Below are 19,901 nucleotides of genomic sequence, written 5' to 3'. Positions count from 1 at the left end.
AAGTCACCCTTCCCTAATTTTTAAATTCATATGTTAATAGTTTTTCTTGAATCTCTTGCTCAGAATTATTTAATACAAATTCGTATAATTCATTACTTTCAGATAATTCCAAAAGTTGTAATAGACTTTTAAAATGAGATTGTTTGTCTGGTGAAGAAATCATAACAATAATTCTTACTGATTCTGTTTCATTATAAAAAAATGGTTTATCTAAAATAAGCATGCTCATTCCCAATTTAGAGCCTTCTGTTGGTGAAGAATGCGGTATAGCAATTCGTTGTCTTAAAACGATCGAAGAAGTTAGTTCTCTGTGATCATTTAAAACATTATTAATGTATCCTTGATCAATTAATCTTTCTCTTAATAAAGGTTTACTAACTTCATTAATAATTGTTATCCAGTCCATCTCTTTTGAGATTTTTTTAATAAACTTAACGGCAAGTAAATCTTCCAAGCTCTTTTTACCTTTTACTTTAGCTTCTTCTTTTGGTGCAACAACTGTTGGTGTCAATAACGCTACCAACTCTTTCTTCATTTCAAATACATCAACTTGACTGGCATTACTTACTGCTATATCAATTACATCATCGATTGATACATCAGTATTATCTATTTTGTATAATACAGCTAAGACATTTGTCCTTAACCTAATCAATTCTTTTTTAGTTGGAATTTCAGGTAAGTAAAAACTCAAGCTGCTCGTTTCTAAAAAACAAGCTGTAAAAACAACATCATACTCTTCTTCGAACTGGTTATACTCTTGAATAGACATAGGTTCATAAAAGAAAAAATCTGAAAACCCGTCAATAAGAGATTTTTTTAATAAATTTGAAAATGCTAAACCATTTTGACAAACAATTATCGCCCTAAATTGAGCATTTAATTGTTGATGTTCAATAAAGTGTCCACCAATTATGATGGATATAAGTGATATTTCTATTTCAGAAATATCCGTATTTAAAAATTTTAATAATGGCTCTAGTGATTTTTTAACTAATATTTTTATGTATTTAAAATCACTGTCTATCTTTGGAATCATCTGATAATCTGTTGTTAAATCATATTTAATACGGTAATAAGCTGGTTTTAAATGAGTAAATAATTTGTTGATTAACTCATCTTTATTAATAATCTTGGTAAAACCATTTTTTTCAAATTCATCAACAAACTCCTCTAAAGCAACTTTTAGTTCTGGTAAATCTTTTGGTCTAGATTTATCTACTAAACTAACTCTTGTAGAGAGAAGATGTATAGTTAAATATGTTTGTTCCTCTTCCCCTACTTCTTTTTCGCCAAGTAAATGTTGAACTAATTTAAATTCCAAAGTGTCAGATAGTTCCTCGTAGTCAATAAAGAAAACACCACTAATTTCATTACCTAATTCAATTCTTGCTATAATTCCAAAGAATATGTATGGTAAATGATTAATAATTGGATCAACAAATTTTGTTGATAAAGATTCTTCTATTTCTGCAATTCCATGATTAATAGAAAGCCATTCTTCCTCAGATATATCCATAAAATGTTTTAAGTATTCTTGGTTTGGGAAGTGATTCATGACATGATTAATTGCTATAATAATCATATTTCGAATATCCCATTCATCACCTACTATTTGATAGCCTGTTTTTCTTGAATATTCTAAATCTAAATTATTTTTTTCTAAGATTTCTCTTGTTTTCTTTAAATCGTTAACAACTGTGTTTTTACTTACTTTAAATTCATCAATAAAATAATTAATTGAAAAATCATCATCTCTAGTTACTAACATCAAAAATAAAAAATAAGCTCTATCAATTGATTCAGAAACATAAACTTCCTTTAAATTTTGGGAATAATTTGTATTAAAAAGTTTTTTTACTGAATCATCAACAACATATACTCCTTTCTTTCGTTCTATTTCAGGGTGATCAATTTCCTTTAAATAGTCATTAGCTAAATCCAAAGAGTATTCAATTTGTCTTCTTGTTAAATTGATTTTTTTAGAAAGTTCTTCCATTGTTATACTCTTATTTTTTATGATTTCATTCACGATAATCTTTGAACGTTCGCTGATTCTCATTTACTTATCCCCCTTATGTATTAATCATAGCACTGATTTTTTCACAGATGAACACGCTTTCATACCAATTCTATGTTTCAATATTTCACACAATTGGTCTTATTGTTCCTTTTATTAAATTTCTATCAGCGTAATAATCGACTAAAAAATCTCCTTATATAGAAAGAAAAAAAACACCGCAATGACTTACGGTGTTTTTTTAACCTATAGTTTATTTATTATATACTACAACTTAGTTATTCTTCAACTGTGAATATTTTTATTGAGGAAACATAAATTCAACATCTGAATTACTTAGTACATCTAACCAAATTGGATCCATTCCTTGATCGGTAATTAAAGTTGTTAAATCACTTAGTGGGCAAATTTTAGCAAATGAGACACGGCCAAATTTAGAATGATCGGCTAAAAGTATTCGTTTACGACTATTATTTAATGCCACTTTTTTTATTTCCGCCTCAGCATCATCTGAATCTGTTACACCTGTTGTTAAGTCTAGAGATTTACACGAAAAAAATACTTTATCAAAAGAATAATGCTCTAAGAATTTTTGTGTTTGACTACCTACAAAACAACCACGAGACTTTAATAATCTACCTCCTGCGCAAAGTAAAGTTACTTTCGAATCTTTTGAAGATAAACTATAAGCAATATCAATTGAATTAGTCAATACAGTTATATCCATCTCTTTGATTTCTTCACATAGAGCTAAAGATGTGGTTGAAGAATCTAAAAAAATACTATCCCCTTGGTTAATTAATTTAGCTGCTTGAAGGGCAATTTGTTTTTTATTCTCTACAAAAATATTTTTTAAGACAGTATTATCTACTTTTGCCTGTACACGATTAGCAAGAATTGCCCCACCGTGAACTTTTTTTATAATGCCTTCTTGTTCTAAATCGGATAAATCACGACGAATTGTTTCTTCACTTACATCTAGTTCTATTGCAAGTTTAGCAACTTGAACTGACTTAGTTTGTAAGATAGTTGATTTTATAAATTCTTGCCTCTCTTTTGGTATCATACACATTCCACTTTCTTTTTATCTTATTTTTAACGTCACTTCTTCCAAATTCATATTTATTGTACCACTATTTTATTCACCTTTGGGCAAAATAAACTTCCAAAGACTAAAAAGGCTAACTTTTAATAAGTTAACCTTTTCATTCATTACACTATTGCAAGACAAGCTAACATCGATTGATATTTTGCTTTTGCTAAAGCACCTCTTGAGGTTAAGACAATAGGAACCTCCGCCCCCATAACAAAACCTACTGCTTTAGCTTCTCCAAAAATACTTATACCTTTTGATAAAAGATTGCCAGCGAGTAGATTAGGCATTAACAAGATATCTGCGTCTCCTTGAATCTTACCTTCAAAGTGTTTTCTTGTTGCACGTCCCTTGTCAATTGCAATATCAAATGAAATTGGCCCTTCAACAATACAATTTTTGATGATTCCTGCTTCATTTAAATCTTTTAATTCCTTAGCCTCAACAGTTTCAGGCATTTTAAGATTTATTTTTTCAATGGCACAAACTGCTGCAACTTTTGGTTTTTCATAACCAAGCGCATGAAAAACACTAACTGCATTTTCTAAAATATCCTTTTTTTGTTCTAAAGTCGGATTTATAGAAATTGCGACATCTGTCATAATGACCAATTTATCGTATTTTTCAATTTCCATTAAATTAATATGGGATATTGTTTCTTTAATAGCAATCCCTGTTTCTTTTTTTACAACTGCACGAATCATTTCTGCTGTCTCAAGATGACCTTTCATTAGTAAATCAGCCTTTTTATCCTTCACGAAAGAAACTGCTGTTTGAGCTGATTCGTTATTATCCTGACTATCAATGATTTCAAATTCAGAGATATTTCTATCTAGCCCTTGTATAATAGTTTCTATTCTTTCTTTTTCGCCTATCAAAATCGGTGTAAACAATTGCTCATCATATCCCATAATGGCAGCCTTAATAGTTTCAGCATCATGAGCTGCTGCTATGGCTATTCTTTTTCTTCCTTTTGTTTTAGCAAGTTGAAACACTTCATCTAAATTTCGATACATGAACACACCTCTTTTTCAATAGTTTCTATGCCCAAATCTCCTCTGGTGTTGGAATTTTAGCATCTGTTATTACCTTAGATACTTTTGTAACATTCATTAAATGGCGATGAGTCAAGTTTTCTGAAATAGAGTTATTTCCCCACGAACCACACCCTAAAGAAATGGTTGGATCTAATCCATTATTAAATCTTGCTCCAGAACCTGCGCCTCCACCTTGATTAACCACTACACGGCCAACAGGTAATCTGTCTCCAGCCTTAACAATATTTTCATCTGTTGCGGAATAAATAGTAGATGTATGCCCAGCACCCTCCATTAATAAATTAATTCTACCCCATTCTAGCGCTTCATCAAAATTATCATATAATCTAAATCTCAAAATAGGCCATAGTATTTCTTTAGCTAGTACTTCTTCTTCACCATGTTGATTAACTTTTACAACTAATAGTCTTGTTTCTTCTGGTACATCGATTCCTAATTCCATAATTTTAACAGCATCTGATGGTTTTTTGCCTGTTAATTCTAAATTTTGATGATTATTAACGAATACTTTTTGTCTTAATTTTTTAATAACTTCCTCGTCAGTCAATACATAAGCCCCATTTTTTTCAAATGAAGTTAAGACTTCTTTTTCTAGATGCCTTGGAATATAAACTGTTTGTTCGCCTGTACAGGGTAAACCTAGATCTGCTGAACGGTTTGTAATAATTGTTTCTGTTGCAAAATCAACATCTGCTGTTGTATCAATAAACGATTGCACATTACCTTGCCCTACACCAAATGATGGACGGCCACTTGAATAAGCTGATTTAACCATACCAAAACCACCTGTAGCAACAACAACATCAGCTTCTTCCATTAAAGCATTTGTCATTTCTAAACTTGGATTTTGAATGGTTAAAATCAACTCTCTTGGAGCACCTACTTTCTCTAAAGCATCTTGCATAATTTCTACTGCGTGCAAAGTACAATTTTTAGCTTTTGGATGTGGCGCAATAATAATTGAATTTCTACTTTTTAGAGCAATCATTGCATTATGAATAGCTGTTGAAGTAGGGTTAGTACTCGGTGTGACACTAGCTACAACTCCCATAGGCTTAGCTAAAGTTACCACCTGATTAATTGGATCTTCCTCAATAACACCTACAGATTTTTGATTCTTCAGGTAATCCCACATAACCGTGGTAATACCAGTATGTTTATTAATTTTACTTGGAATATTTCCAAATCCTGTTTCATTATGTGCTTCTGTTGCTAGCACTTCTGCATGATCATAGATTGCTTTTCCAATCACTTTTACACATTGATCAATCTCTGCTTGAGAATAATCTTCTATTTGAAGCTGAGCTTTTTTTGATGTTGCTACCAAATCTTTTATTACTTCTTGATTAGTCATCTCAACCATATTTTACTTACTCCTTTTCAATTTGAACAGCCTGTTCGTCTCCACGAATGACACGTAGAGCACCTAAAGCCAATCCTTCATTTTCAAATTCTCCTGGATAATGCTTAATTGGAGCTAATTTATCTACCTTTTTGTTAAGCGCTGTTATCAATTTATCTGAAAAAGCCATTCCACCAGTGTAACAAATAGCATCCACCTCACCATCAAGAACAGTGAAACAAGAACCGATTTCTTTTGCTACTTGATAAACTAGGGCCTCCCATATTAACTTAGCGTACTCGTCCCCTGATAAAATCATCTCTTCAACTTTTCGCATATCATCTGTTCCCAGGTAAGCTCTCACGCCACCACCTAAACGCAATTTTAATTGTGCCTCTTCTAAAGTACAATTTCCTTTATAAACAGCCTCGATTAACTGGCTCATTGGTAGCTGACCAGCTCTATTTGGTGCCATTGGTCCGTCTCCACGAGTAACATTGTTAACATCAATAACTCTTCCTCCGCAGTGAACACCTACTGAGATACCAGCTCCTAGATGTACAACAATTAAACGCGTTTCTTCATAAGTTTTGTTCATCTCTTTAGCCACTCGTCTAGCTACAGCTCTTTGATTAAGAGCATGGAATACAGGTATTCTCTCAAAATCAGGATGACCTGCTATTTTCGCAACAGGCTCTAATTCATTAACAGTCGGTGGATCCGTCACATAAATCCCTATTTTTTCATTACCATTTCTTAAATTCAAAGCAATTGGCACACCGATTACGACACCATGGTAAAACTGACCGTCGTCATCATAATTCGCTAAAATTAAGGATTGTAAATACGAATCAATAAAATATGTTCCACCACTTTTAGACAGTTCACTAGGTAAATTACCACCTCGGACACCAATTGCTGTCAATTCTTTAGCATCAAAATCTATTTCTCTTAACCAATTATTTATCATTTTTGTCCGGTAATCTATTTGTTCCTTATTTGTAAACAAATCAGCTAATTCTTCTTTTTCATGGCTAATTGTTTTTTTTTCATATAAGTTTTCATCAAAATAAATGGCTACTTTAGAGGAAGTTCCGCCCAAATTTATTACTAATATTTTTTCCAAAAAAACACCTCTTTAATTAATCCATTTAGTTAAAGTAACTCTTTAAATCAAAAGCTGAATAGACACCTTTATTTGTAACAACTCCACTAACTAAACTTGGTGGCGTAATGTCAAATGCTGGATAGTATGCTTTAACACCTTCCATAGTTACTTTTGTTCCTAATAATTCCATTACTTCACTTGGATCACGTTCTTCAATCTTTACAGTTTCAATTGTTTCATGTTTTAAATTCGGTGTCCCTGTACAGTAATAAGGAATACCATAATAATTTGCTAGTAAAGCTAAGCTCATAGTACCGACTTTATTAACCACATAGCCATCCATCGTAATCATATCTGCAGCTGACGTTACAACATCAACTTTCTTTTCTTTCATAATATATGCTGGCATATTATCGGTAATTACATGAACTTCAAATCCCATATCTTGAATCACACTTGCTGTTAAGCGAGCACCTTGTAAAAAAGGTCTAGTTTCTGGTGTAATAAAAGAAACTCCTGTATTGCCAGTTTCTTTCAATCTTTCAATAATAAAACCAATAACAGCATCAGCAAAACATTGCGTCATAACAACACCATCTTTTGGAATTAAATCAGCTAATCTTGATCCGACTTCTTTAACACTACTATAACGAGCTGTTGCTTCATCTATTGCGTATTGTTGCATGATTTCAAGCAATTCTTTATTTGTTGACCATACTGACTCTTTCATTATTGCTACAGCATCATCTACAATTTTTTTCATTCTAGTTGATGTTGTTGGGCGAGCATTGGCTATTTTTTTAGCAGCAGTTTCCATCCAACTTATCATCTCTTCTTTAGACAAATCTTGGGCTTCAAAACAAGCTAAAACCATCCCCATACCTGCAGCAGAATATGGGCCTCCACTCTGAGTTACCATATCTTGAATAGCTTTAATCACTTCTTCATAACTCTGACAAACCACATAAGAAATTTCTCTAGGATAAATGCGACGATCTAATATTTTGACTTGTCCATCTTCAAACCAAGCCACATTTTCAAACTGCAACATGAAAGCTAAATTTTGATCAATTCTCATTAGTTACAAATCCCCTTTTTCACGAATAATTTCTTGTTCAACAATAAACATAAAACTTCTATCCTTAGCTAATTCAGCTCTCTTATTAATAAATACTTTTCCTATTCTTATAATAACTCTTTCAATTTTTGCCATTTGATCATGTGTTTTATTGCGTTCCAAATCCCAAACTTTTGCAACTCCAACTGTTCTTCTAATCATCTCAGTTGCAGCATATCCTAAAGTATCACTGTAAATAGATGTTAAATAGTATTCTTTAAATTCTTCTGTATTAAACATTGGTGTTTTAACATCTTTTAAAAAGTTTGTATTGTAAGTATTGATAAAACTCATCATTGTTTCTTCAATCGAATTATTTAACCAATTTGTATAGTTTTCCTTATCTTGAGTAAAGACAGCAGTCACATAACTAATGATTAAATTACCGACTACATTTCCAATGTCGTATCCCATTGGACCATAAAAAGCAAATTCTGGGTCAAAAACTTTAATATCTTGCTCATTAATAAAAATAGAGCCACCATGTAAATCTCCATGAATCATGGATTCACTCTTATTCATAAATTGATTTTTTAACTTAGCAATTTCTAAGTGTAACAACTTATCTTGATAGAGTTCCCGTGCAACAAACTCTTTATTTTCTTCTTGGAAATTATTTAAACCTTGATTATTTAAGTATGGCTCTGTAAAAACTAAACGCTCACTAATTTCACACATATCTACATTAACAAGTTTACTCTGCATTTCTTTTTTCTTTTCTACATCCATAACTAAATCCGTTGTTTTAACAAGTGTGTCGTAAAGGAATTTCCCAATATCTGTTCCTAAATGAGGATAAATATTTTTTTGAACCATCCCCTCACGAAGAACAGCATAATCACTTAAATTTTCCATAATAATACAGTTATATTCGGGTGAATAATAATAAACTTTTGGTGCTTGTCCATTTGATAATTCATACTGTTCTTTTAAAATATCGTATTCAATTTCATTTCTTTTAGTTGATAATTGTCTTGTATCTGAATTACGAATAAAGCTATCTGCAAATTTTACAATAACTGAATTTTCTTTTCCTTTGACTAGGTAGATGTAATTCACATTTCCATCTCCTACTTCGGTTACTTCAAGTCCCTCACTTTGATCAAATAAATTTGTATGCTCCCTAGATAATTTTTCAATAATTTCTCTTGATAGTTTGCTACTCATTTGAAATTCCTCCTTGAAATTGTTTTACACATTACTTTAAACAGTACTCAAAAGCTTCTTTACTTTTGAGTACTGTCTTTTTTAATAAGCTTCTCTAAATAATTCTTCGACTTCTTGCTTTGTAGGTTGAATTGGATTTCTTGGTAAATTACCATCTAATAGTGTTTTATCTGCTAGTAAAGGAATGTCTTCCTCCTTAACACCTAAACCCTTTAAAGATACTTTTGTACCAATTTTTTCTGACAATTCATTAACCTTTTGAATAAGATAGCTACTCGCTTCATCAATACTCATTTCTTCTGTTTCAAATGGCCACAATTTGTGAGCGATTTCAGAAAAACCACTCTTAGCTACTTGTTGATTAAACTCCATCACAAAAGGAAGTAAGATTGCATTACACAAACCATGTGGTAAATTATAGACACCACCTAGTTGATGAGCCATACAATGAACTAATCCCAAACCACTATTACAAAATGACATTCCGGCTAAAGTTTGCGCATAAATCATTTGTTCCCTGAGCATAATATTTTGCGGATCTTTTATAACTTCTTCTAACGAAGTAAAAATAAACTCAGTTGAAGCTAAACTCATTTTTTGTGTTAAAGGATATTTACCTGTAGAAATATAGCTTTCAATAGCATGGGTTAAAGCATCCATACCAGTACTTGCAGTTATCGCCTGAGGTAAATTAACCATTAGATTTGGATCATTAAATGATGCATAAGGTAACGTGTGAATATCTTTAAAAATTAGCTTTTCTTGTTTCGCTTCATCGGAGATTAAAAAAGAACGAGAAATTTCACTAGCAGTCCCTGCTGTGGTATTCACCATAAATAATTTAGGTGACTCATTTTTACTTTTATTAAACCCAATGTAGTCCTCTAAAATGCCACCATTAGATACCATCATCCCTATTGCTTTAGCGCAATCATTAGATGAACCACCACCGATACCAATAATAAAATCACATTTATCATTTTGATAAACTTCGATTCCTTTTAAAACATTTTCTTTAGTTGGATTTGGTTTTACTTCGTCAAAAATAGAATAGGTGATTGATTCTGTCTCTAAAGATTTTAAAACAGAATTTATTATACCTAGTTTGACTAAGTTATGATCTGTTACAACTAAAGCCTTTTTCAGTTTAATTTCAGCGGCTAATAAACCGATTGTTGAAACACAATTTTCTCCAAATCGATTAATAGGTGGCATTATTAATTCATACATCTAAAAAACTCCCTTGCTTTACTTTAAGTTATATCTTACTTTTAATGTTTCCTCGGCATCATGAGGAACTAACTTAGGATGTCCCACTTGTCTGGCAAAGTGATAAATAGTTGCTGCATCTTCTACATATACAGCTCTTAAATATGCTTGTTCCAAAGTTGTTCCAACTGCTAGAACTCCGTGATTTTCTAATAAACAAGCATTTCTATCTTTAAGTGCCTCTACAGCAGAAAGACCTAATTCAACAGTTGCTGGTAGAGCAAATTTAGCTAACGGAATATCACCACCAATAAAGGGTAGCATTTCAACTAGCACTAAAGGTATTCTTTCATGAACAACTGCAAAGCTAGTTGCTCTAGGAGAGTGAGTATGGATAACCGCCTTAACCTCTGGCTTTTGTTTATAGACTTCTGCATGCATTAACCATTCTGATGAAGGTTTTAACTCACCTTCAAATTGATTTCCATCAAGTGACATAATCACTACATCTTCTGGTGTCATAACACCGTAGTCAAGATTAGTTGCTGTAATAGCCATTACTTGTTCTTCACTATTATATAGGCTTACATTACCGCTTGTGCCAGCTACAAGCCCTTGATTGTAAGATTTAACTGCGATTCTCTGTACTTCCTTTTTCATTTCTATATATTTAGACATTTAAGAAACCTCCAACATTTTTTTAGTAGCCTATTGCCACCGCTATAGCTAAGAATACCCAGCTCAATGCAAACATAATAAGTGTTAATTTAATTGCAAATCTTAACCAGCGATCAATTGGAACACGAGCTAAACCTAGCATTGCCATACTTGCTCCAATAGTTGGGAAAATATAGTTTGGAATCGTTGCTCCAAATTGGAAAGCTAGCACTGTTGTTTGCTGTGTTAATCCCATAATTGTTCCAAGGGGGGAAAGTACAGGCATAATTGATACGGCAAGCCCACTACCTGATGGGATAAAGAAATGCACAATCGCTGTAATAATAGAAATAGCAATTGCTCCGACTGTTGGCCCTAAGTTTGTTAAAGGAGCAGAAAGTGAGTTAATAATTGTATCCATAATCATCCCTTGCTCTAAAACAATTTGGATTCCACGAGCAATCCCTAAAATAAGAGCAATGCTAGCTGCTGAGCTGACACCTTTTATGAGTAAATCAATAATTTCTTGAGTTTTATAACCATATACGTAACCAGCTGTCAAACCACCAATAACAAAAACTGTTGAAATTTCATCTAAATACCAACCTAGTTGGCTCGCACCGTAAATAATAGCAACAAACATTCCAATTAAAACAAGTAAAACAACTTTATGACGTCCATTCATTTTGTATTCATCTAAAGATTTAGAGAAACCTAAACCTTCTGTATCAACATCTTTTACTAAACTTTTCTCTGGGTTTTTCTTAATTTTGTTTGCATAAAGAGTTGTAATTAAAGCAACTAAACAAGTCATTACAAACCAAACAACCAAACGGAATCCCATTCCTGAAAAGATCGGTAAGCCAGCAATAGATTGTGATGTCCCTAAAATTGATGCGTTAATTGGACCGAAGTTAAATCCGGCATAGCCACCACCCATAATCATTCCAAGACCAACAATTAAATCGTATCCAAGACCTAACGCTATCGAAACTCCTATTAAAGTAAACGGAATTTGAATCTCAGGTCCTACAATGATTCCTAATAAAGAAAATAGGAAAGTGATTAGCCAAATAACTGCTACTTTTGGTGTTTTAGAGTTATTAATTTTGTTTAGTAACATCCCAATCCCATTCTCAAGAGCACCTGTACTATTAATAATGCCAAAAGAAGCAGTTGAAAGTAGAATTAAGAAAATAATACTAGCCGAGCCAACCATTCCTTTCGGGATTGCTAAGAAAATACCAAATAATCCCACACCTTGTTGAGGTACCCTTTCATAAGAACCAGGAATTACTACTGGATTATTCAATCCTTCTACAACCTCACGTTGAAATTGACCTGCAGGTAATATCCAAGTTAATATTGCTGCTAAAACAATCATTGAAAATAGAATTACATAAGTATGAGGTAACTTTTCCCACCATTTTTTCTGCGTCATTATAATTACTCCTTTTAATTTACTTTTTATCTGTTACTACTAATGAACATAAATAATGCCTTATCTATTAAAAATCATTCCCATAAACACTACATCTTCATATCTGCCATTAACAACTGTATCTTCCTTTGAAATCCCCTCCACTTTAAATCCCATTTTTTTATAAAGCTCAATACCATGCTTGTTTGTTTCTAAAACAGTTAATTCTAATTTTCTTAACATCAACCAATTTTCAGCTAAATCAACTGCTTCATTAAAAAGTTTAGTCCCCACGCCATTTCCTTGATAATCATTATGAATTGCAATACTGATATTAGCTTTGTGACGTCGTCTTTTTTCTTCATCAATGACTAACTTAATATAACCAATTATTTGATGCTTACTTTTATTCTCAGCGATAAAAGTATGAATTCTTTCACCTGTAAAATAATGATAAGTTTGATCAACTGTTTCATCTTTTAAAGAAAGTATAGTTTCAAAAACGCCTTCCGATCTTCGTATCTTATTTAGTTCCTTTACATCTTCTGTGTTAAAAGATCTGATATTCACTTCTGCTGACATTTGCAAACCTTCCTTTTAATATTGTATAAACGCTTACAGTCATAATATACCACAAACAATAACAAAAAACCACAAAAATTTACAATTACTTTTATTCTTAACTGTTTGAACGTTTTGTTTATTGTGGTTTTATGGTTTTTTAAACACAAAAAAACTACCTAAAGTCACATTAGGTAGTTTTTTCTAAATAATTTATCACATTAATCCTCTAACTGATCTACTCTGTTTTGATGTCTGCCATCTAACGGGGTTGCTTTTAGCCATGTTTCAGTAATCAAAACTGCTAATCCTGGCCCTGTTACTCTTTCTCCTAAGCATAACACATTGCTATGGTTATGCTCTCTTGTTGCTTGAGCGGAAAATACATCTCCAACGACTGCTGCACGAATCCCTTTAACTTTATTAGCCGCAATTGACATGCCGATTCCTGTTCCACAACAAAGAATCCCTAATGTATCATCATCTGCTAACACTTCTTTACAAACAGTTTTAGCGTATCCTGGATAATCGACACTATCACTTGTTGAGACACCAAAATCAGTATAAGGAATACCTTGCTCCTCAAAATACGTCACTAAAGTTTTCTTTAATTCAATACCACCATGATCATTTGCAATTGCTATTTTCATTTGATTAGTCTCCTATGTCCCTATACAACAAAAGTTATAACAAGGTTTATTTTTTCCTAAGCATAACACAAGTGAAAAAACTTACAACTTGTAACAAATTAAAAGACTAGAAAATTTTTCTGTTTTCTAGTCTTTTGCTATCTATTCTGCTACGTTACCACTATTTAAATAATTTCCTTTTTCTTCTAAAGGTAACCACTCTAAAAAGTTTTTTACATATTTATCCCAGAAATCCCATTCATGTCCACCATCATCTTCAATATAGGTTAGAGGAACTTCTCTTTTATCAACGAAAGATTTGAATCCACGTACACTTTCTAATAGAAAATCATCAGTTCCGATTGGTAAGTAAATCTTCGGAATTTCTTTTTTGTTTTCAATCAATTGGTCTATTAAATAATAATAATCTTTATCACTATTTTTAATCGTATCTATTCCACCAAATGCATTTTCATAAAAATCTAAACTCCATCCTGTTACAGATAATAATTCGGAGCGAGAGGCAATATCATCAATCATTAGTCCAGGTGAAAATGCTCCAATATGACTAAATGTTTCATGATATTTTAAGCCATTAATTAGTGCCCCGTAGCCTCCCATTGATAATCCTGCGATAAACGTATCTTCTTTTTTATGAGATAGTGGGAACATTTTTCTAGTAAATTCAACTAATTCATCTGCTACATAAGCCCCATAATTTTCACCACGACTTGGTTTATCAACATAAAACTGATTTTCTCCAGACGGCATTATAACGGCTAAATTGTGTTCTTCTGCCCATCGTTGGATTCTTGTTCCTGATAAATAATCAGTATAATTACCAAATGCCCCATGTAGAAGATAAAGAGTTTTTAAAGGTTTTGCTTCAGCAACTTCCTCTTCCCCAAAAGAGATTTTATCTAGGGGAATAATTGCATTGAAAGTTACTGTTCTTGATAACATTTTTGAAATAAAATTTACTTGTACTAAAGCCATATTATTTTTCCTCTTTTCCTGTAATTGTTATAGATCTTGTGTTATCACTCGATATATTCGAAACCGATTACAAAAAATATTAGCACGTTTTCAGATTAAAAAAACGGCAGAACCTATCTAAAAAAAGGTTATTTTCTGCCGCTTTCTTGTTCCTTATAATCTAACTGATATTTTTTAGGCGTTTGATGATACACTTCTTCAAAAACTCTTCTAAATGATTTTTCATTGGGAAAACCTACTATATCAGATATAACATGAATGGGCTTATCACTGTTTAACAACAGTTTCTGACCCTTGTCAATTCTCACAAGTTGAACATACTTCATCACACTAATCCCTAAACTTTTTTTAAATAATTTACTTAAACTATTGGTTGAAAGATGAAAATAATTTGCTATTTTGGTAACAGATAATTCATCTGCTGAATTAGTTTGGATATAATTAATAATTGGTTTAATTTGTCCTAAATTTCTTTGGTAAACATTTGAATTAATAGGTGTTGTCTCTTCATGCATCCAATCTTTTGCAATTAGGTAAATTAATTCATAGGTTATACTCATTAGTTGAATTTCTGATAATGGAAGTATTTCTCTTCTTACTAAATGATAAAAACGACTTAATACTTCTCTTAACTCATTGAGCTCTTTTATTTTTCCATCAGGATAATTAGTAAAACGCATGTATTCGAAATTAGGAATTAGTTTATTCATGATTTCATAAGGAATTTGAATGGTTAAAGCTTCTAAATCCACACAATAACTAGAAACAGCACCATGAACTTCTGCTGAGTTTATTAATAAAACTGTTCCTGCTTCAGTTTGATAGGTTGTGTTATTAATTGTATAGTTCTCTATCCTTCCTGAGTAAGTATAGGATATCTCAAAGGAAGTATGCCAATGAGGTAAAATAGTGGCTGTAGAATGATCATCTCGATGAATAATCCAATTTATAGGTAATAATTTATGGGTATATTCAATAAACTCATGTTCAAGTGTCATATTTTTACTCCTTAATTATTTTGTAAGCAAAACTCTTTTGGTGTTTGGCTCTCATATTTTTTAAAGACTTTTATAAAGTAACTGACATCTGTAAAATGTAGTAATGAACTAATAGTTGTTAAATCGTATTGATTGAAGGCAAGTAATCTTTTACTTTCTTCAATTTTTTGTTTCATAATATACCCATTGATTGTCATACCTGTTTCTTGTTTAAACAACTTTGACAAGTGAGATTTAGAGTAGTTTGTACTACTGGCAACCATAGGAATAGTTAATGGCGAATAAATATTTTGATGGATAAACTCACAAGTTTTCTTAATGCTCTTAGAATAATTAATATACTTATATTTATTTACTTCTTTGCAAAATAACATCATAACTTCTAATTCTGGTGGTTCAATCTCACTAAATTTTATTTTTCTTTCAATATCTTGAATCAATTTATCACTTAGAGTGTAGGCTCGCTCGTAAGGTACGCCGCCTTTTATAGCATACCTTGTTGAAATAGAAACTGTTACAATTAAAATATTTTTGCGACTTCTAAGCTCAGATTCTGTAGACAACGTTCCTGTTTGAGTATGCTTTTGAAAGGTATAAAAATGTTTTCTTAAACCTTCCTCATTTCCCATTTCAAGCTCTTTAAACATGGCCTCTTCACTTTCAAAATCATGATGATAAACTTGTTGTTCGATTTGCTGACTCAGCTCTTTTTCAATAATCGTTTCTTTCAAATAAAGAATATTTTGATTAATCCTTTGAAGCGCTTGTTTAGGAAATTTAGTTTTTGTTTGATACAAATGTATCGTCTCAGAAATTTTAAACAGTCGATCATTGTATGAAACAAAATTAGTTAATTCATTATCAATAAATAGAATTAATAAAGCATTTAATGTAGATATATTATAAACTAATAATAATAACTTTTGTTCTGAGATATAATAATTATAAATTAAACTTTTTTGTTGTTTGATACGTTTGATATCTTCTTCCTTTAGCTTAATATCTGTTAAATTTTTTTCACCATAAATAATCTCTGACTCTTTATCGACTAAAAGATATGAAAATAAACTAAGTTCTGATAAATGATTTATAAAATTAATAAATATTTCCAATTCTTTTCTCCTTTAAGATAAAATTACTAGTAATAAGCTAATAATACTATTAAAGCTAAAAATAAGCGATTACAATATAGATGTAAGCGTTACTAAAATAATACATCAAATTAACGGAGGATTAATTATGACAGAAAATAAAAAACATTATTTAAGTATTGATATTGGAGGAACATTTATAAAACACGCATTAATTAGCCGTAGTGGGCAAATTATCTTTGTAAAGAAAGAAAAAACACCTCAAGATATCAACTCCTTTAAAGACATATTACGCTCTATTCTTAATGAGTATACTGAGCAAGTTCGGGCAGTTGCTGTTAGTTGTCCTGGTAAAATTGATTCATATGAAGGTGTTGTTTATTATGGTGGAGCTCTTACTTTTTTACATGAATTTAGATTAAAAGAATTTATTGAAAACCATACAAATTTACCCTGCAGTATCATGAACGATGGCAAGTCAGCAGCTCTTGCAGAATTATGGTTAGGAGAACTCAAAGGAATTACTAATGCCGGGGTTATGACTTTAGGAACTGGCGTTGGTGGTGGAATTATTTTAAATGGTTCTCTTCATTTAGGTAGTCATTTTCAAGCTGCTGAGTTAAGTTTTATGTTACTTTCTACAGAATTTCCAATCGGTATGAATACTGTAGCTGGTTCGAAAGGTTCTGCAGTTAGTTTTATTCATCAGGCAGCTCGTCTTTTAAAATTAGAAAATCCACTTGATGGAAAAACTGTTTTTGAAGAGTTAAATAAAAAGAACGAAATTATTTATCCTTTATTTGAAGAATTTTGCTACAGTGTTGTTATAATTATGATGAATATGCAATCTGTTGTTGATTTAGAAAGAGTAGCTATTGGTGGTGGGATTAGCGAACAACCTATTTTAATTGAAGAATTAAACAAGCAATATAAAAAAATATTAGATTCTTCGCCTCTTTTAGGTAGTATGTTAACTCCTGTTGAAATCGTTCCTTGCCACTTTAGAAATGAAGCTGGATTATTAGGAGCTTTGTATCATTTATTTGAAGAATTAGATAATAAATAAAAAATAATGGAGGAATCATCATGGCTAGAAAATATGATATTAATTTAGTTCATACTATTAGAGAAAAACAATACACAGAAATCAGACGTGATGTTCCCGTTATTATTAAACCTATTCCGGATTGTGATATTAAAGGAGCTATGGATCCTAGACTATATCACAATTCTAAAAAAATCAGTTTGATTATGAGATTTCTACCTAAAAGTTTACTAAAAATGGATATGAGCCCTAAATCTATCTCACGCTTGAGAAAAATGTTTAATGGTGTTGATTATACCCCGATTGTTGAAGAGACTATTGAGGAGTTTCAATTTACTATTAAGGCAGATGATGGTTTTAATATCCCCATGACACGTTTTTCTTTACAAAAACAACTTGATAATTCTCCAGTTCTTTATTTTATTCACGGAGGAGGCTTTTTTGCTGGTAGTACTGATGTTATTAGAGAAGCTTTAAGATTATTTGTCAGCCAAACAAATATGATTGCTGTTAGTATTGATTACCGTTTAGCTCCTGAAAATCCTTTCCCAATTGGACATACTGATTGTTATACTGGCCTACGTTGGTTGGTTGATAACGTCAGCGAATGGAAGGCTGATCCAACTAACATTTTTGTTGCAGGAGACAGTGCTGGTGGTAATCTAACCACTTATTGTTGTAATAGAAATATTGAAGAAGAACGAGACGATATTGCAGGGCAGATTTTACTTTATCCAACTTTAAATATGGGTGGATTAAAAGATAAATATACAACGTTTGATATTGATAAAGATATTGCTATTTACCCAAAACAAAAAAATGTGATTCGACCTGGAATTGAAGCTTTTAACGGTTTATCTAGTGGACTTTCTGATATATTAGGGACTAAGGATACCTTAACTAAATACTTATCCCCTTATGTGTCAGTTAGTGAAAAAAATCCAGTCACCATGATTACATCAGGTGAACATGATTTCCTAACTATAGAAAGTTTAGCATATGCAAAAAAATTAATTGATTTGGGTGTTGATACTACGTTTACCTTATACGAAGGAATGGGACATGCTTATATTGACCACATTGGTAATTATCCTCAAGCTGAGGATTGCGTTACTGATATAAGTGACTTTGTTAAGAAAAATAGAAGATAAAAAACAACTCTAATACAAATAACCTAGGTATTTATAATTTCCATACTTCATGTTACTCTTAAATTAAGATTACTATTCAGGAGGGATAAACAATGGTCAAAAGTCTAGCTTTAGGTTTTAATCAGTATGGAACAATTGATGTCTTTGAAGAACAAGTAATTGATGTCAATCTGTCAGAAAAAACAGATGTTTTAATCAAAGTTGAAAGAGTTAGTGTTAACCCAGTTGATATTTCAATCAGAAAAGGAGCTATGACTAAAAGTAATGCCCCTAAAAACTTTCGTATTCTTGGGAACGAGTTTCAAGGTGAGATTGTGGAGTTAAAAAATCTGGATACTTCTTTTAAGCTTGGAGATAAAGTAATGGCTATTGTTCCCAGTAGAGCTGATGCTGAATATGTAGCAACTTCTGTGGAACGGATTTTTAAAGTTCCAGAAACAATGCCTTTAGATTTAGCAGCGGCTTTTCCTATGGTGGCAACTACTGCTTACTGGACTTTAGATCCATACTTTTATGATTTCAAACCAAAAGATACGTTAGCTATTGTAGGTGCTTCTGGAAATGTTGGTAGTTTGATTTTGCAACTAGCAAACAGAAAAGACATCACAATTATTGCTGTTGGAAGCAAAAAAAATGAGGACTACTTAAAACATTTAGGTGCAGATATTGTTCTTGATTATCGAAATGAAGAACAAGTAACTCATCATAGCCAAAGTGCTGATTATGTTATTAACGCATCTCTTTTTAATTCCGGTGAAGTATTAGCCCTTGCTCTTCTTAAACAAAACGGAACTTATCTTGGTCTTAATAGCTTACCTAATTTAGCTACTCGTCCTGATGTTAAAGCTTTTTTCATGGAAAAAGCTGAACATATGACTGATAAAAAAGCTATGGCTGATTTAACTATATTTTATAATCAAGATGGTTTTGAATTAAAAATTGGTCATGTTTTACCTTTTAGTCTTGATGGTATAAAAGAAGCCCATCAATTAATTGAAACCAAGAAAAATAATGGTAAAGTTATTTTAAAAATGGATTAACATTAAAAGGAGGTTGTGACAGAAGTCTTCAGCTTTAAGAAATAAGCTACTTCTGTGACACCGTTTAGTTTGCTAAAAAGGGAAGTGACAAAACAAGTCACCTCCCTCGTATAGTATTATTAGAATCATTTTTTGATTCTATGTATATTCAAATCACTTTGTGTTTTAGAATTGTATTAAGCAGATAGAGGTCATCCGT

Annotated in this window: 18 protein-coding genes; 3 read left to right on the top strand and 15 right to left on the bottom strand. The window is 31.8% G+C overall.

Annotated features, from left to right (window positions below):
* Positions 1-13: 13 nt before the first annotated feature.
* From DFR54_RS09315 to DFR54_RS09245, 15 genes are all read right to left on the bottom strand, one after another.
* Positions 14-2,062, bottom strand: a complete 2,049-nt coding sequence (locus tag DFR54_RS09315; RefSeq protein WP_114289985.1) for a BglG family transcription antiterminator — start codon at positions 2,060-2,062, stop codon at positions 14-16.
* A gap of 259 nt (positions 2,063-2,321) precedes the next feature.
* On the bottom strand, positions 2,322-3,086 hold the full coding sequence (locus DFR54_RS09310) for a DeoR/GlpR family DNA-binding transcription regulator (protein WP_170126950.1): 765 nt from the start codon (positions 3,084-3,086) through the stop codon (positions 2,322-2,324).
* A 146-nt stretch (positions 3,087-3,232) separates the two neighbouring features.
* The gene (locus DFR54_RS09305) at positions 3,233-4,129 is read right to left on the bottom strand and encodes a phosphate acyltransferase (protein WP_114289983.1); all 897 of its coding nucleotides are present in this window, start codon (positions 4,127-4,129) and stop codon (positions 3,233-3,235) included.
* Between the two features lie 25 nt (positions 4,130-4,154).
* Entirely contained in the window at positions 4,155-5,534 is a 1,380-nt protein-coding gene (locus tag DFR54_RS09300) for an aldehyde dehydrogenase family protein (protein ID WP_114289982.1), read from the bottom strand.
* A gap of 7 nt (positions 5,535-5,541) precedes the next feature.
* Positions 5,542-6,639, bottom strand: a complete 1,098-nt coding sequence (gene buk, locus DFR54_RS09295) for a butyrate kinase (RefSeq protein WP_114289981.1) — start codon at positions 6,637-6,639, stop codon at positions 5,542-5,544.
* A gap of 25 nt (positions 6,640-6,664) precedes the next feature.
* Positions 6,665-7,699, bottom strand: coding sequence for a s-methyl-5-thioribose-1-phosphate isomerase (locus DFR54_RS09290; protein ID WP_086342254.1), 1,035 nt, complete (start codon positions 7,697-7,699; stop codon positions 6,665-6,667).
* Positions 7,700-7,702: 3 nt separating this feature from the next.
* Positions 7,703-8,905 (bottom strand): S-methyl-5-thioribose kinase, encoded by a 1,203-nt coding sequence (mtnK, locus tag DFR54_RS09285; protein WP_114289980.1) that lies wholly within the window; start codon positions 8,903-8,905, stop codon positions 7,703-7,705.
* Positions 8,906-8,986: 81 nt separating this feature from the next.
* Positions 8,987-10,135 carry an iron-containing alcohol dehydrogenase gene (locus DFR54_RS09280; protein ID WP_114289979.1) on the bottom strand — a complete coding sequence of 383 codons (1,149 nt, stop codon included), beginning with the start codon at positions 10,133-10,135 and terminating at the stop codon, positions 8,987-8,989.
* Positions 10,136-10,153: 18 nt separating this feature from the next.
* On the bottom strand, positions 10,154-10,792 hold the full coding sequence (locus tag DFR54_RS09275; protein ID WP_086342251.1) for a class II aldolase/adducin family protein: 639 nt from the start codon (positions 10,790-10,792) through the stop codon (positions 10,154-10,156).
* A 22-nt stretch (positions 10,793-10,814) separates the two neighbouring features.
* On the bottom strand, positions 10,815-12,212 hold the full coding sequence (locus DFR54_RS09270; RefSeq protein WP_114289978.1) for a YfcC family protein: 1,398 nt from the start codon (positions 12,210-12,212) through the stop codon (positions 10,815-10,817).
* A 60-nt stretch (positions 12,213-12,272) separates the two neighbouring features.
* Positions 12,273-12,773 (bottom strand): GNAT family N-acetyltransferase, encoded by a 501-nt coding sequence (locus DFR54_RS09265; RefSeq protein WP_114289977.1) that lies wholly within the window; start codon positions 12,771-12,773, stop codon positions 12,273-12,275.
* Positions 12,774-12,973: 200 nt separating this feature from the next.
* Positions 12,974-13,402: a ribose 5-phosphate isomerase B gene (gene rpiB, locus DFR54_RS09260; RefSeq protein ID WP_086342248.1), complete on the bottom strand. Its 429-nt coding sequence runs from the start codon at positions 13,400-13,402 to the stop codon at positions 12,974-12,976.
* A 141-nt stretch (positions 13,403-13,543) separates the two neighbouring features.
* The gene (locus DFR54_RS09255) at positions 13,544-14,377 is read right to left on the bottom strand and encodes an alpha/beta hydrolase (protein ID WP_114289976.1); all 834 of its coding nucleotides are present in this window, start codon (positions 14,375-14,377) and stop codon (positions 13,544-13,546) included.
* A 128-nt stretch (positions 14,378-14,505) separates the two neighbouring features.
* Positions 14,506-15,375 (bottom strand): helix-turn-helix domain-containing protein, encoded by an 870-nt coding sequence (locus DFR54_RS09250; protein ID WP_114289975.1) that lies wholly within the window; start codon positions 15,373-15,375, stop codon positions 14,506-14,508.
* Positions 15,376-15,386: 11 nt separating this feature from the next.
* Positions 15,387-16,487 (bottom strand): AraC family transcriptional regulator, encoded by a 1,101-nt coding sequence (locus DFR54_RS09245; protein WP_114289974.1) that lies wholly within the window; start codon positions 16,485-16,487, stop codon positions 15,387-15,389.
* Between the two features lie 127 nt (positions 16,488-16,614).
* Between DFR54_RS09245 and DFR54_RS09240 the strand changes: the two genes are divergently transcribed.
* From DFR54_RS09240 to DFR54_RS09230, 3 genes are all read left to right on the top strand, one after another.
* Positions 16,615-17,532, top strand: a complete 918-nt coding sequence (locus tag DFR54_RS09240; RefSeq protein WP_114289973.1) for an ROK family protein — start codon at positions 16,615-16,617, stop codon at positions 17,530-17,532.
* A gap of 20 nt (positions 17,533-17,552) precedes the next feature.
* Complete coding sequence (locus DFR54_RS09235) at positions 17,553-18,662, top strand: alpha/beta hydrolase (protein ID WP_114289972.1); 1,110 nt, start codon at positions 17,553-17,555, stop codon at positions 18,660-18,662.
* Between the two features lie 92 nt (positions 18,663-18,754).
* A complete protein-coding gene (locus DFR54_RS09230; protein ID WP_114289971.1) occupies positions 18,755-19,702 on the top strand; it encodes an NADP-dependent oxidoreductase in 948 nt (315 codons plus the stop codon).
* Positions 19,703-19,901: the final 199 nt, after the last annotated feature.

The organism is Vagococcus fluvialis, from assembly GCF_003337315.1.
Lineage (GTDB): Bacteria > Bacillota > Bacilli > Lactobacillales > Vagococcaceae > Vagococcus > Vagococcus fluvialis.
Note: the sequence above shows the minus strand (reverse complement) of the source record. Positions and strands in the feature narration are given on the sequence as shown.